Genomic DNA, 13,798 nt, shown 5'->3' with positions numbered 1-13,798 from the left:
AAATCAATATAATGATTCAAAATCTGTAGTAAATTTATTAATAGTCGTCAGATTCCAGTTCATTATGATGTAGAAGATTTTGAACAAGATATTAAGAATCTGCGGGAAATGGGTAGGCTGCGATCGCTGTCAGCAATTCTTCAGCTATGAATAACTAGGATTTGCCTGATAGGATTTAAGGTGGCGATCGCTCATCCTGATATTACTCATAATTTAGACACCAAAATGTCACTTACTCTTGTTAATGAACCTATCCCACTCGTAACCGATGCGAATGGTGTTGTTCGCGTCAGTAAAACTCGTGTCACGCTAGATACAATTGTTACTGCTTTTCTTGAAGGTGCTACGGCAGAAGAAATTGTAGAACAGTATCCATCACTTCAGCTTTCAGATGTCTACTCAATAATTGGTTATTACTTGCGACATAAAGCCGAAGTTGATACGTATCTTTTAGAACGCCAGCACCGTGCAACTGAAGTACGTCAGGAGGCGGAAAGACGATTCAGTCCAGAGGGAATACGCGATCGCTTGTTGGCAAGGCGCGATCGAGAATTAGGGCAAAATACAATATAGTAATCCCGCACACTACCTCAACCATGCCTCGGTTTCAATCCCTGGACGCAGCACTCAAACACTACTTCGGCTACGATAGCTTCCGCCCTGGACAAAAACAAATCGTCGAACAAGCGCTGCAAAATCGGGATCAACTGATTGTCATGCCTACAGGTGGCGGAAAATCTCTCTGCTTTCAGCTGCCAGCCCTGTTACAGCCAGGTTTAACTGTAGTCGTATCCCCCCTGATCGCCCTCATGCAAGACCAGGTGGAGGCGCTGCGAGATAACGGAATTGGGGCAACATTTCTCAATAGCAGCCTCAACTTACATCAAGTGCGATCGCGGGAACAAGCGATTCTCAGCGGCAAAACTAAACTCCTCTACGTCGCCCCAGAACGCCTGTTAAACGAAAAATTTCTGCCTTTTCTCGACTTAATTCGCGAGAAAATCGGGATTGCAGCTTTTGCAATCGATGAAGCCCACTGCGTCTCGGAGTGGGGACACGACTTTCGCCCCGAATATCGCCAGTTAAAACAGTTGCGTCAGCGTTACCCTGGTGTACCAACCCTCGCCCTCACCGCCACAGCCACAGATAGAGTTCGTCAAGATATTATTCAACAGTTAGGATTATCACAACCTAGCATTCATATTGCGAGTTTCAACCGCCCTAATCTTTACTACGAAGTTCAACCGAAACAAAAGCAAAGTTACAGCCAACTTTTACAAATTATTCGTCAATCGGAAGGATCGGGAATTGTCTATTGTCTCAGTCGTCGTAAAGTAGATGAGATTGCCTTTAAGTTACAACAAGACAAAATTGCGGCTCTACCTTACCATGCAGGTTTAAGCGATACAGAAAGAGCGGAAAATCAAACCCGTTTTATTCGCGATGATGTCAGAGTTATGGTAGCAACGATCGCCTTTGGGATGGGAATTAATAAACCTGATGTACGATTCGTTATCCATCACGATTTACCTCGAAATATTGAAGGTTACTATCAAGAATCGGGACGGGCGGGAAGAGATGGTGAAACAGCCCGTTGTACTCTATTTTTAGGTTACGGTGATATCAAAACAATTGAATATTTAATCGACCAAAAAACCGATTTGCAAGAACAAAGAATTGCCCGTCAACAGTTGCGTCAGGTCATAGATTTTGCTGAAGGGACAGATTGTCGGCGCACAATTGTCTTAGGCTATTTTGGCGAAAGATTTGCCGGACAATGTAGCGGTTGCGATAATTGTCTTGCACCTAAACCAGTTGTGGACTGGACAATCGAGGCGATGAAATTTCTTTCTTGCGTGGCGCGCTGCAAAGAGAAATTTGGCATGAATCACATTATTGATATCTTGCGCGGTTCTAAAAATCAAAAAGTTTTGCAATACAACCATAATAAACTTTCAACTTACGGAATTGGCAAAGATAAAACTGTAGAAGAATGGCGATTGTTAGGGCGATCGCTACTACACCAAGGTTTACTAGATCAAACAACTGATGGTTATTCTGTTTTAAAACTTAATGCTGCAAGTTGGGAAGTCATGCGGCGACAGCGGACAGTTTCAATTGCAATCGATACCACCCCAAATCTCTCGGCTCAACCGTTAGAAGCACGAACGGCTGAAGTCGAAATGTTATTTCAAAAATTGCGATCGCTGCGTAAAGAAATTGCAGACGAACAATCAGTTCCACCCTATGTCATTTTTGCCGATTCTACGCTGAAATTGATGGCATTGCAGCAACCACAAACTTTAACTGAATTTGCCCAACTTTCGGGTGTGACCTCACATAAAATAGCTCAGTATGGCAAAAAGTTCTTAATAGAAATTCAGGCTTATACTCAAACTCAAACCCAAACTTCAAATATACCAACTGACACCGAACAATTTACATTACATTTATATCAACAAGGATTAAGCGTAGCAGAAATTGCCCAAAAGCGAGATTTGCGCCCGACAACAATTATCCGCCACCTGTCAGATTTGGTGGAAAAGAATCAAGATGTAGATTTAGATCGTTTAGTGAATCGCGATCGCCAGATTAAAATTTGTCAAGCTTTAGAAAAACTGGGTGATATTTCCCTTACCCCAATTCGAGAATATTTAGGTGAGGATTATTCCTACGACGAAATCCGCTTGGTGAGGGGACGCTGGCGAAAAGACAAAAATTGAAGCTGGCTCTAAAAGGTCAACTAGCGCGCCATTGAGATCGCGATCGCGGCGATCGCGATCGTCCAAAAATCTCATAATGCGGTAGCATATAGACGAGACAATGAAATTCGGTTGTATTGTTTGTGATTAAAATCAACAGGCTTCTCTCCGAAATCTGAATCTCTGCACCTTCTGATTTTGGAGACAATGTATGTCAATTTATGTAGGTAACTTATCATATGAGGTAACGCCAGAAGACCTCAGCGCTGCTTTTGCACAGTATGGCTCTGTAAAAAGAGTTCAATTACCAACCGACCGCGAAACAGGTCGAGTGCGTGGTTTTGCATTCGTAGAAATGGATACAGATGCCGAAGAAACCACTGCTATTGATGCCCTCGATGGCGCTGAGTGGATGGGGCGGAATATGAAGGTGAATAAAGCAAAGCCTAGAGAAGACAGAGGCTCGTCTGATGGTAGACGTGGAAGCAACAACGGGGGATACTCTCGTCGTTACTAAACTTTGATACAAAGAATTTGACTCTAAGGTTTGAGGGTAGACAAGGAGTCTGCCCTTTTGTTTTTGAACATAGCTTGCGGAGCAGGTTGGCTAAATTCTAGCCTAGTTGATTTTATAACAAAGGAACACAGCTAGATTGGAGTGACTGCATTTTCGCAACTACAAACACCATACTTAGTATTGACAAAATAGCCAAAAATGAAAGCAACTTAAGTAAAAAAACACTTAAAATATGACTCCAGAAGCAATACGCATTGTTACTCAATTAAGGCGTGAGTTTTATTCTCTCTTTGCTACAGAGATGAGAGTTCCAGTAATTATTACTAACAGTAACTCATCCGCTAGTAATCCTTCTATAGCTTCTTGGGTAGATCGTCAACAAAGATTAAACTATGTATATATTTACGTCCACTTATCACCTGATGAATTAATCCCCAACCGTCCATTTCTGCTGAAGTTAGCTATTAATAAAGGTGCTGGTATAGCTACATTTACGAAACAGCATCAAGACTATCGAAAACCGAATCAGCGTTGGTACTTCGAGTTAACTCTATTGCCAGAAGAAATCTTAGATTTTCTGCCCTGGATAGTTAGCTTGGTTCAGTCTCATGAAAAAGGTTTTAACTCATTTGCGTTAGAACCACCACATCCGTTTGAGGTCAAGATGTCTCATCTACGATTATCCGGTGATATTTGGACTCAGAAAGCTGGACAGCAAGCTTCTCATACTCTGGTAGTCCAATGAAAATTCAAGCATTAAACATTCAGATTGGCGATCGCATTGTTGCCTATTGTAATAGCAAGAGACAAATTTGTACTGTCAAGCAAGTACTAGATTCCGGTCAAGGTAGCATCGCACTGACAGTATGCCCTTCTGGGAATAATCGGCTTTCACTTTCACGGGTGATTCGGTTCCACCAAGATGCTTCTGTCGATGTCCTGTAGAGACTTTACATGTAACGTCTCTACAGACTCGTCTCCAAATTTTCAACGATCTCTGCTGCTAGCACATCGGGTTCTGGTGGATTGTCTAGATCGTACAGGCTCTCATCCTTAAGATAACGTTTGCCTTACTTGGCCGATCGGATTACACAATATCTTATTAAGAAAAGTCTTTTACATCTCGCAAAACTTCCGAAATCATTGTTTTCAACTGAGGAACGTCTTCTTGAACCGCTTTCCAGATAATTTCTATATCCGTATTGAAATAATCATGAATCAGTTTATCCCGCATTCCAGCAATATCTCGCCAGGGAATATCAGGATATTGGCTTCTCACTGAATCGGGGATTCGCTTCACGGCTTCGCCAATAATTTCGATCGCCCTTGAAACGGCAAACACCTTCTCCAGGTTTTGTGAGAAATCCTCAAAGTTAATGCCTGTCGTAAACTGCTCGATCGCAGCAACAGCATCCAAAATATCCTGCAAGTAGTCTGCAACTTCCCGCTTACTCACAGATAGACGACCTCTGCCAAAATCCGCTCTCCAATGCGTGGTTTTAAACCAGCCTTATGCACCAGATCGACCTTGACTCCCAGATTATCGCTGAGATAGTTCTCTAAATTGACAAATTTCAACAAGCTTGGTGTCTCAAAAAACTCCACTAGCACATCCACATCGCTAGTTTCGGTCTGTTCTTGCCTAACGTAAGAACCAAAAACCCCTAACTCTCGAACTTTGTAACGTTCCTGCAACAATGACTTGTTTTGTACAAGCCACTGCTTAATCTCTTCCAGCGTTTTCATAAAGCCTAACTCCCTCAAGGCAAGCACAGCACGTAATCTAGCTTACCCTGCTCTGTTCCGGCTCTGAAATTGTGGTTAGGACGGGCTGACAAAGATCCTTGTATTTATTCAAAGATTCCTGGTGAACCCGCCCCTACGAATGACAAATGACAAATGACGAATGACAAACTAACCAAACTGTTCCTCAGCATCCAAATTAAACAGGACTTGAAGAGTCTGCATACAACGCCGCCTCGCTTCAATATCCTGCTGCGATCGCAACTGTACCATCGGATCGTGCAAAATTTTATTTACGATTCCTCTAGTTAAAGCTTCGATTACTTCTTGGTGCTTTTCGGCAAATTCCGAACCCAAACGCGATAGAGCTTTTTCTAACTCTTGTTCGCGAATGGTTTCGACTTTATGACGCAAGCAACTGATCGTAGAAACAGTTTCCAGCGATCGCCACCACACGTCAAATGTTTCTACTTCCTCATCCAGCAGCTTTTCAGCTTCCATTGCCATTCTGCGACGGCTTTCTTGGTTTTGAGCCACCACAGCCTTTAAATCGTCTACGTTAAACGCTTGTACGTTGTCTAAATTGTTGACATCTTCATGTACGTTACGCGGTACGGAGATATCAAATAGCATCAACGGGCGATTTGGTTCTAAAGCAATTTCCAGCTTAGCGCGATCGATCAGCGGTTCTGTAGCCGAGGTACTAGTAAATACCAAATCTGATGTTGCCACCACTGGCATCATTTCTGATAGTAAACAAAGTTTTAAATCTGCATGTTGAAACTGATTAGCTAAAGCTTGCGATCGCTTTAAAGAACGATTCAAAATACAAATTTGACTCGCACCTTTTGCCACCAAATGTTTGACGAGTAACTCCGACATTTTACCCGCCCCAACGATCGCCACTCGGCAAGCAGCCAAATTAGCAACTTTCATTTGGGCTAATTCTACTGCCGCAGAACTAATCGAAACCGCACCAGTACCGATACTAGTTTCAGAACGTACCCGTTTGCCAGCCGTAATTGCTTGTTTAAACAGCTTATTCAGAATGAGTTTGATACCGTTATATTGTTGTCCTAAACTGTGAGTTTGTTTTACCTGAGCTAAGATTTGCCCTTCTCCTAACACCAAGCTATCCAAACCAGCCGAGACTCGCATCAAGTGCATGACTGCATCTTGGTGGAGCAAAATAAATAAATGTTGTCTTAAATCGCGGACTGGTAATTTGCTATGTTCGCCCAAAAACTGGGTCACTTCTCGAATCCCTTGTTCCGTTTCTGGAGTAACAATATAAATTTCCAGACGATTACAAGTGCTAAGTATTGCTGCTTCGGTAATATGCGGATAGCTACACAAAAGAGCGATCGCGCCTTCCAACTGCGATTCTGGAATACTCAGCTTTTCCCTAACTTCTACTGGGGCTGTTTTGTGACTTAACCCGATAACCGCAATGTTCATGTCTCCTCCCAAATGAGGGGCTAGGGGTGAGGAGTGAGGGGCGAGGGAATTCTTCATTAATTCCGAATTCCGAATTCTCCCTGCTCGATCGCTCCTGCTCCCTGCTCCCTTTTCTTCCTACTTCAGTTGCAGTGTCTTTGGTTCGTCAAACATATGGATCGTGTCTACAAACCGCGCCGTGCGAGATTGGCTGGAGATAACTAAACTTTGGGTTCTGGCTCCACCTTTGAAGAAGCGGACACCTTCCATCAGCGTACCTGGGGTAATACCACAAGCAGCGAACAGGACGGTTTGACCCGAAGCTAACTCTTCAGCATTGTAAACTCGGTCTGGGTCATTAATTCCCATTTCTTTCAAACGGGCAATATTTCCCTCTTTACTTTCGCCAATCAAACCAGTTTTGACTACTTCTGGATCGTAGATCAATTGTCCTTGGAAATGCCCGCCCAAACAGCGCAATGCAGCAGCAGAAATCACGCCTTCCGGAGCTGCGCCAATTCCCATCAAGGCATGAATGTTCGTTCCCGAGAAAGCGCAGGAGATCGCGGCGGAGACATCACCATCGCTAATTAAGCGTACTCTTGCCCCTGCTTGACGAATTTCTTGAATGAGTTCTTTGTGGCGAGGGCGATCCATCACGACCACAACTAGCTCCTCTACGGCGCGTCCGAGGCATTCTGAGAGGATTTTGAGGTTTTGGGTAGCCGATTTATTAATATCGACATGACCGCGTGCTGGGGCTGGTGCTGCGAGCTTTCTCATGTAAAAGTCAGGAGCAGCAAACAAACCACCTTTTTCGGCGATCGCCAACACAGCCATCGAGCCGTTTTGTCCGTAGGCGACTAAGTTAGTCCCTTCACAAGGGTCAACGGCAATGTCAATTTCAACTAATTCATCTGGGTTACAGTAATCTTTGGCATCGGCACGGGTACAAATCCCGACTTCTTCGCCAATGTATAACATGGGGGCTTCATCCCGTTCGCCTTCACCGATGACAATCCGACCCCGCATGTAAATTTTATTCATTCTCTCCCGCATGGCTTCTACAGCCACTTGGTCAGCAGTGTTTTTCTCGCCTTTACCCATCCAACGGGAAGATGCGATCGCTGCTTGTTCTACAACTTCAATAATCTCTAAACCTAGAGTATTTTCCACGCGGTCTGTCCTCCCAATGCTCTGTTTGCTGCTGTTGTTTTGCGGCTGTATCAGTACATAAGTCTACCAAACGGCGTAACCCCGTGGACTACAAGTATTTACTCAGGTTTTGTTAAGTTTTGCTGCTAGGGAGGGGTAAGGGGTAAGGGGTAAGGGGTAAAAGGGAATTGAGGAGGCGATCGCAACTTCAATTTTCTTGACCGTCTTTTAGTATTTTTGTACTTATGGTTTAGCAATTGTTATAGAATTCGCGGCTATAACAGACAAAACCTGCCTCCGCAGGTTTCAAATCTTCCATTGTTGCCTAGTCCGCCTGTGCGGACTTAGTTTGTGTAGCTGCGATTTTAATCGCCCATTTTAATGACGAACCTTACCATCAGGCATAATTGCCCCCTGAAAAATCGCCTTACTCAAATTAGCTCCATCCAACTTAGCTTCGGTTAAATTAGCCCCTATAAAAATAGCCCTACTCAAATTAGCGCCCCGCAAATCTGCTCTAATTAAATTAGCATTTGTAAAATTAACTTTACTTAAATTCGTCCATCTCAAATCCGTCAGATAAAGCTCTGCTGCACTTAAATCAGCACCAAACAAATACGCCCCACCAAAATGAGCTTCACTCAAATTAGCTTGACATAAATTAGCGCGATAAAAATAAGTAGCGATCGCCTCAGCCTCATATAAATTAGCACTACTCAAATTAGCATGACTGAAATTAGCCCCAGTTAAATTAGCATAAACCAGACTAGCCCGACTTAATTTCGCCACGCTCAAGTCTGCTTCGCTAAGAGTAGCTCCAATAAATTCAGCCGCCGTCAAATTAGCATGGCTGAGATCTGCGGCTTTTAAATCGACACCCCGCAAATCTGCTCCTATCAGGTTGGCATAAGCTAAATCTGCACCCATCATTTGAGCCGAAATTAACTGAGCGTCAACTAATTCGGCTTTTTGCAAATTAGCGTCAATCAATTCAGCTTCGCACAAACTAGCTGCACTGAGATTAGCCCCATATAAATTAGCTGCAATCAGTTTAGCGCGATCGAGATTGGCTCTTTTTAGATTAGCCTTGGTAAGATTAGCACCCCTAAAATTAGCCCCACACAAATTAGCCGCGCTCAAGTCAGGTACAATCTGCACGTTTTGCTTGCGCCACTCTAACCAAGTAACCGCACCCTGTTGCAGTAGCGCCAGATGCTCCCGATTTGCCATTCCTGCTACTCCTTGCGCCCACCAACAGTAGGAAGTTCGCGCCCGTGGGCATTTTCCATCGCCGCCAACGCCGCACTCGAACCCGCAATAATATCTCGTTCTTCCCCACCCAGGTAAAGCCGTCCAAAACTACCCACCGCTTGAATCTCTAGAATATTAATCAAAGCTGCTTTTTCTGCTTGATTTGCGGCTAGAGCTGCATAAGCCGCAGGTTGAACTTCTAATACATACAACGTTTGTCCTGCCAAAATCATCTGTCCTCGGCGGGTGCGGTTAATCAATTGTGTTTGGTGCGGATCGATATTGCGAATAATCTGACTCGACATCACTTGTGGCTTGAGGCAATCTCGTTCGCGTACTCCCATTGCTTCCATCACCGCCTTACCCGCTGCCCGCGTCTCCCCCTGGCGACTAGAATGGACTTCTAGCAATCCATAAAGCCGTTCTACAACCTGCACCCCTGGACGCACAGAAGCAGATTTTAAGGCAATATCCATTAATCGGATCACCTCAATCCCTGGCGAGACTTCAATCCACAGAGAAGCATCACCTGGTAATGGCAAAAAACCTGCTGCCACCGTTCCCATGTAAGCTGCGTGTTGAGGTTGTAAGCTGTCTATAAATACATAACTACGTAATTCAATACCCAAAACTTAAATCTCCAAGCTCGTCATTGGTCATTAGTCATTAGTCATTTGTGAGTTTCTAGCGATCGCCAGTAAAAATACCAATAGAGGCATAATTAAAGACTTACAGTGAAGGTGAGAGATAGTACCGATTACCAATTACCAATTACCAATTACCAAACTCTCACGTAGGCTGACTGTAGTTAAGTATAATCAGAATTAATATGCGATCGCGTTCGTAAATTTCTGCCCAGATTGCCAATAATATAACTATGTTGGATTTCCTCAATCCGATTCTCAACCGTCATCCAGAGCGAGTCAAAGCCAACGTTGAGATTTATACCTGGCAGACTTGCCCCTACTGCATCCGCGCCAAACTACTACTGTGGTGGAAGGGTGTCAACTACACGGAATACAAGATTGATGGTGATGATGTAGCGAGAAATAAAATGGCAGAACGCGCCAACGGACGGCGCACCGTTCCGCAAATCTTCATCAATAACGAGCATTTCGGTGGCTGCGACGATATTTACAAACTAGATAGCGAAGGCAAATTAGATCCTCTCCTCGCTCAGCCAGCCTAATATTTGTAGAAACGTTCGTAGGGATGCACGCTGTAGTAGGGGCGCACAGCTGTGCGCCCCTACTATGTGCGAACAAAAAACAGCAGAAACATGATTGAAGCCCCAGAATACATCATCCACCGCCAATGGATGCAACGGGCGATCGCTCTTGCCCAAATTGCCGGGGAAGCCGGAGAAGTTCCCGTGGGCGCAATAATTATCGATTCAAACGGTAACGTCATTGCCGAAGCAGAAAATCGGCGCGAACGAGACAACGATCCCACCGCCCACGCAGAAATTATTGCTTTGCGCCAAGCTGGTAAAACCTTACAAAACTGGCATCTCGATCGCTGTACCCTATACGTTACCCTAGAACCTTGTCCCATGTGTGCGGGAGCGATCGTCCAAGCACGAATTGGTTTACTTGTCTATGGTGCAGACGATCCGAAAACTGGAGCTATTCGCACCGTCACCAACATTCCCGATAGCGCCTGCTCCTACCATTGTCTCCCCGTTCTCGCTGGCATTTTAGAATCTACCTGTCGTCAACAACTGCAAGATTGGTTCCGCCAGAAGAGAGGGAGCAGGGAGCAGGGAGTAGGGGGAGAAAAGTAACTGGTCACTGGTCACTGGTCACTGTTCACTGCTAAAACTGTCCCCTATGTGTAGCGATCGCGACTAAAAAAAATTAGGGTGGAATTAAAGCCATATAACTTTACGTTCGCTTACACACTCGCCACCCTCATGATTCAGCTCGATTCCTCGCACACTGATATTGGGACAACTAAAAAGACCAAGGTGGCTGCAAGCTCTCACGTTTCGCCTTGGTTAACGCCCATAGTCTATCCTATCGGACGGCGTTTGGTCTTCCCCTTTTATTTTGACAAGATTGAAGTTAGCGGATGGGAAAACTTGCCGAATGGAGGTCCTGTCATCGTAGCACCTACCCACCGTTCTCGTTGGGATGCGCTCATGGTTCCTGCAATCGTGGGTAAGGTTGCAACCGGGCGAGATCCGCGTTTTATGGTGTCCATAGACGAAATGAAGGGTATCCAAGGATGGTTTATTAGCCATCTCGGAGGGTTTGCTGTTGATGTGAAGCGTCCATCTATTGCTACTCTCAGACATGGCGTAGAATTACTACAACAAGGAGAAATGCTAGTCATTTTTCCTGAAGGTGGCGACCTGAAAAAAAATCGCGAGTGTATGCTGAATTCTCTTCAACCTGGTTTAGCTCGCCTAGCACTACAAGCCGAATCAAGTCAGCCAAATTTAGGTGTCAAAATCTTACCGCTCGGTATTTACTATAATCCTCCCACCGTACCGTGGAGATCTCAGGTTAGGATTAGTATTGGTTCTCCTATCCAAGTAGGAGATTACAGCACGGGTTCGATTAAAAAAGATGCGAAGCAATTGACACAAGATTTAGAACTAGCACTTAAACAGTTGGGCAGTAAGACGCAAGCAACCGTAGAGCAAGACAGCGCTCCTTCCCTATACTCTGAAAGAAAGGAATCTTTTATTTAAAACAATAGCTTCAGGTATCGCCGCCGAGGGAACAAAGTCAAAAGTCAAAAGTCAAAAGTCAAAAGTCAAAAGTCAAAAGTCAAAAGCTAAAAGTCGAAAGTAACTGCTTTCTATCCCCGACTTCCCATACAGACGTTGCCTGCAACGGCTCTACACCGACTTCCTGATAACTGATAACTGATACCTGATAAGATACCCGAAGTTCAAAATCGGTCTTGTGTTTTTTAGCGCACGGAATTAAGCCATGATTTCTGCTGGAACTCAACGCTTCCATTACCATAGCTGCATAACATTATTTTCGGCGATCGCAGCTATTACTTTGCTGTCCCCAACTTACGTCCAGGCGCAAACGCCACCAGCACCAGCTACTCCTAACCAAGCTCAACCTATCGATCCAAAAAATCCTAACATTATTCAACCTTCTGCCCAGAATAATAGCGTTTTGAGCGTGGCTGGAGGTCAACGGCTGATGTCGGAAGCTAGCAGCGCTATCTCCTCTCAAAACTACGACACAGCGGTGAAAAAGTTGCAGGAGGCGCGTCAGGTTTTCAATCAAATGTCTAATTTCTACCAACAGCTAGCTGGTAACTTTCAAGGTATTGACAATCGCGTTGCCGATAGCCAGCGTAAGAAAGCCTTGGATACTGCCCAAATGCGCGATGATGCGACTTACCAACTGGCATTGGTACATCGAGCGCAAAACAAGCCAGAACTTGCCGTACCGCTGCTGGTTCAGATTGTTAACAGTCAAAACCCAACTAGAGATTTGGGCAAAAAAGCCTATCAACAACTATTCGAGTTAGGATTTGTTGACACGCCTTTTCCGCGTACTGGCGATACTGGTAATGCGCCGCAACGGAGTGAAGCTAAGCCTGCCGAACAATCTGCTCCAAAACAGTAGCGCCGGGGCGATCGCTCATCTATCCTTAGAAATAGTTAAATTAGAAAAGAGTTCAGCAATTAGGAATTGAAATGATTAGTCCTCAGCAAGTTGAGGAAATGATTAAGGTAGCGATCCCAGATGCCCAAGTTCAAGTACAAGACTTGACTGGGGGTGGAGATCATTACCAAGTAGTAGTCGTTTCTTCCCAGTTTGAAGGTAAGGGACGAGTACAACAGCACCAACTCGTCTACAGTTCCCTCAATCAAGCAATGTCATCAGAAGCTATCCATGCCCTAGCACTAAGGACTTACACACCCCAAGCTTGGCAAGCTGTCAGCCAAGTGGTGTAAGCTGGCTTCTCCCATAATTCTACGGTAGCGCTAATATCTCATCCTCAAGACTAGGAATAACAGCTATGACTCCAGAATTGAAAGAGCGACTCGATAATCTCGTTCAACAAAACAAAATCTTGGTTTTCATGAAGGGCAATAAATTGATGCCCCAGTGTGGTTTTTCTAACAATGTCGTGCAAATTCTTAACACTCTGGGAGTTCCCTTCGAGACTGTTGACGTTTTAGCAGACTCTGAAATCCGACAAGGAATTAAAGAGTATTCCAATTGGCCTACCATTCCTCAAGTTTATGTTAACGGTCAATTTGTGGGCGGCTCTGATATTCTGATTGAAATGTACCAAAGTGGCGAGTTACAACAGATGGTAGAAGTCGCACTTGCTTCTTAACAATTAACGATTTGGATAGAAATGCGTATAGGGGCGTACAGTTGTATGCCCCTATTCATTTGCGGCAAAGTGGATTTTTAATTGTTGGCAATTTTTAGCCAATTTTAAGCATCAGCATAAATAGCTGACCGATCTAAGCTTGACCTTACCCGCTCGGAAGAAGCCCAATTTAATTCAAAATTCAAAATTTCGATCTGATTTTCCACTGAATCCTATTTCGAGCCAATCTACAATAACTTAATAGTAGTCTGATTCTGGTTCTGGCTGAACCGGCATTTCAAAGTTATACGGATCGTATAGAAAGCGGGTTGCTTCTTCCTCTAAACGATGAATTAGATAGGGTTCGAGGATGTTGGAATGCCTCATGGCTGCGAGATAGCCGTCTAAATACAAACGTAAATCGTCTGTGCGATAGCCTCTTTGCCACATTTCGACCAGGGCATCGGTCAGTTTTTGATAGTGGCGAATTGTTTGAGTATCTTGTAACATAGCGCAAGATGAAGGGATCGATTGTGCCTTGAAAATGTGTTTCTTAAAGGGATTTGCCGGGATAGAACTTTTAAGTTGTCTGCTCTAAGCTGAGTTTTTCAAGCAGCAATCGCGCTTACTAGCGACATAGAAATTATGAATTTCTTCTTAGTAAGAGTGTATTCAGTTTTAGCAAGTCGATTTTATC

The 13,798-nt window shown here is 44.3% G+C and carries 18 protein-coding genes; 11 read left to right on the top strand and 7 right to left on the bottom strand.

Annotation, left to right across the window (positions count from 1 at the left end; translation table 11 throughout):
- The first annotated feature begins 225 nt into the window (after positions 1–225).
- From DSM107010_RS07635 to DSM107010_RS07615, 5 genes are all read left to right on the top strand, one after another.
- Positions 226–573 (top strand): DUF433 domain-containing protein, encoded by a 348-nt coding sequence (locus DSM107010_RS07635; RefSeq protein WP_106167979.1) that lies wholly within the window; start codon positions 226–228, stop codon positions 571–573.
- 23 nt (positions 574–596) lie between these two features.
- Positions 597–2,723: a DNA helicase RecQ gene (gene recQ, locus DSM107010_RS07630; protein ID WP_106167976.1), complete on the top strand. Its 2,127-nt coding sequence runs from the start codon at positions 597–599 to the stop codon at positions 2,721–2,723.
- A gap of 190 nt (positions 2,724–2,913) precedes the next feature.
- Positions 2,914–3,219 carry an RNA recognition motif domain-containing protein gene (locus DSM107010_RS07625; RefSeq protein ID WP_106167977.1) on the top strand — a complete coding sequence of 102 codons (306 nt, stop codon included), beginning with the start codon at positions 2,914–2,916 and terminating at the stop codon, positions 3,217–3,219.
- Positions 3,220–3,451: 232 nt separating this feature from the next.
- Entirely contained in the window at positions 3,452–3,964 is a 513-nt protein-coding gene (locus DSM107010_RS07620) for a hypothetical protein (RefSeq protein ID WP_106167978.1), read from the top strand.
- A complete protein-coding gene (locus DSM107010_RS07615; protein WP_015157311.1) occupies positions 3,961–4,164 on the top strand; it encodes a hypothetical protein in 204 nt (67 codons plus the stop codon). The genes DSM107010_RS07620 and DSM107010_RS07615 overlap by 4 nt, the downstream gene beginning before the upstream one ends.
- A 157-nt stretch (positions 4,165–4,321) precedes the next feature.
- Here DSM107010_RS07615 and DSM107010_RS07610 read toward each other — a convergent pair whose 3' ends face one another.
- The 6 genes from DSM107010_RS07610 to DSM107010_RS07585 form a co-directional block, all read right to left on the bottom strand.
- Complete coding sequence (locus DSM107010_RS07610; protein WP_015157310.1) at positions 4,322–4,675, bottom strand: HepT-like ribonuclease domain-containing protein; 354 nt, start codon at positions 4,673–4,675, stop codon at positions 4,322–4,324.
- Positions 4,672–4,965, bottom strand: coding sequence for a nucleotidyltransferase family protein (locus tag DSM107010_RS07605; protein WP_015157309.1), 294 nt, complete (start codon positions 4,963–4,965; stop codon positions 4,672–4,674). The genes DSM107010_RS07610 and DSM107010_RS07605 overlap by 4 nt, the downstream gene beginning before the upstream one ends.
- Positions 4,966–5,133: 168 nt before the next feature.
- Positions 5,134–6,420, bottom strand: coding sequence for a glutamyl-tRNA reductase (locus DSM107010_RS07600; protein ID WP_015157308.1), 1,287 nt, complete (start codon positions 6,418–6,420; stop codon positions 5,134–5,136).
- A 117-nt stretch (positions 6,421–6,537) separates the two neighbouring features.
- Positions 6,538–7,575, bottom strand: a complete 1,038-nt coding sequence (gene glpX / locus DSM107010_RS07595; protein ID WP_015157307.1) for a class II fructose-bisphosphatase — start codon at positions 7,573–7,575, stop codon at positions 6,538–6,540.
- Positions 7,576–7,932: 357 nt separating this feature from the next.
- Positions 7,933–8,784, bottom strand: a complete 852-nt coding sequence (locus DSM107010_RS07590; RefSeq protein WP_106167443.1) for a pentapeptide repeat-containing protein — start codon at positions 8,782–8,784, stop codon at positions 7,933–7,935.
- Positions 8,785–8,789: 5 nt separating this feature from the next.
- Positions 8,790–9,434 (bottom strand): beta-carboxysome protein CcmP, encoded by a 645-nt coding sequence (locus tag DSM107010_RS07585; protein WP_015157305.1) that lies wholly within the window; start codon positions 9,432–9,434, stop codon positions 8,790–8,792.
- 248 nt (positions 9,435–9,682) lie between these two features.
- Here DSM107010_RS07585 and grxC point away from each other — a divergent pair, with 248 nt between their 5' ends.
- From grxC to grxD, 6 genes are all read left to right on the top strand, one after another.
- Positions 9,683–9,994, top strand: a complete 312-nt coding sequence (gene grxC, locus DSM107010_RS07580; protein ID WP_015157304.1) for a glutaredoxin 3 — start codon at positions 9,683–9,685, stop codon at positions 9,992–9,994.
- A gap of 90 nt (positions 9,995–10,084) precedes the next feature.
- Positions 10,085–10,588, top strand: a complete 504-nt coding sequence (tadA, locus tag DSM107010_RS07575; RefSeq protein WP_106167444.1) for a tRNA adenosine(34) deaminase TadA — start codon at positions 10,085–10,087, stop codon at positions 10,586–10,588.
- 129 nt (positions 10,589–10,717) lie between these two features.
- The gene (locus DSM107010_RS07570) at positions 10,718–11,500 is read left to right on the top strand and encodes a lysophospholipid acyltransferase family protein (protein WP_106167445.1); all 783 of its coding nucleotides are present in this window, start codon (positions 10,718–10,720) and stop codon (positions 11,498–11,500) included.
- Between the two features lie 244 nt (positions 11,501–11,744).
- Positions 11,745–12,401: a hypothetical protein gene (locus tag DSM107010_RS07565; RefSeq protein ID WP_015157301.1), complete on the top strand. Its 657-nt coding sequence runs from the start codon at positions 11,745–11,747 to the stop codon at positions 12,399–12,401.
- A gap of 71 nt (positions 12,402–12,472) precedes the next feature.
- On the top strand, positions 12,473–12,733 hold the full coding sequence (locus DSM107010_RS07560; protein ID WP_015157300.1) for a BolA family protein: 261 nt from the start codon (positions 12,473–12,475) through the stop codon (positions 12,731–12,733).
- 65 nt (positions 12,734–12,798) lie between these two features.
- Positions 12,799–13,122, top strand: a complete 324-nt coding sequence (gene grxD / locus DSM107010_RS07555) for a Grx4 family monothiol glutaredoxin (protein ID WP_015157299.1) — start codon at positions 12,799–12,801, stop codon at positions 13,120–13,122.
- A 237-nt stretch (positions 13,123–13,359) separates the two neighbouring features.
- On the opposite strand, the gene DSM107010_RS07550 is transcribed toward grxD, so the two are convergent.
- Complete coding sequence (locus tag DSM107010_RS07550) at positions 13,360–13,611, bottom strand: DUF6761 family protein (RefSeq protein ID WP_015157298.1); 252 nt, start codon at positions 13,609–13,611, stop codon at positions 13,360–13,362.
- Positions 13,612–13,798 lie beyond the last annotated feature (187 nt).

Origin of the sequence: Chroococcidiopsis cubana SAG 39.79 (genome assembly GCF_003991895.1) — a bacterium.
GTDB classification, from domain to species: Bacteria; Cyanobacteriota; Cyanobacteriia; order Cyanobacteriales; family Chroococcidiopsidaceae; genus Chroococcidiopsis; species Chroococcidiopsis thermalis.
Note: the sequence above shows the minus strand (reverse complement) of the source record. Positions and strands in the feature narration are given on the sequence as shown.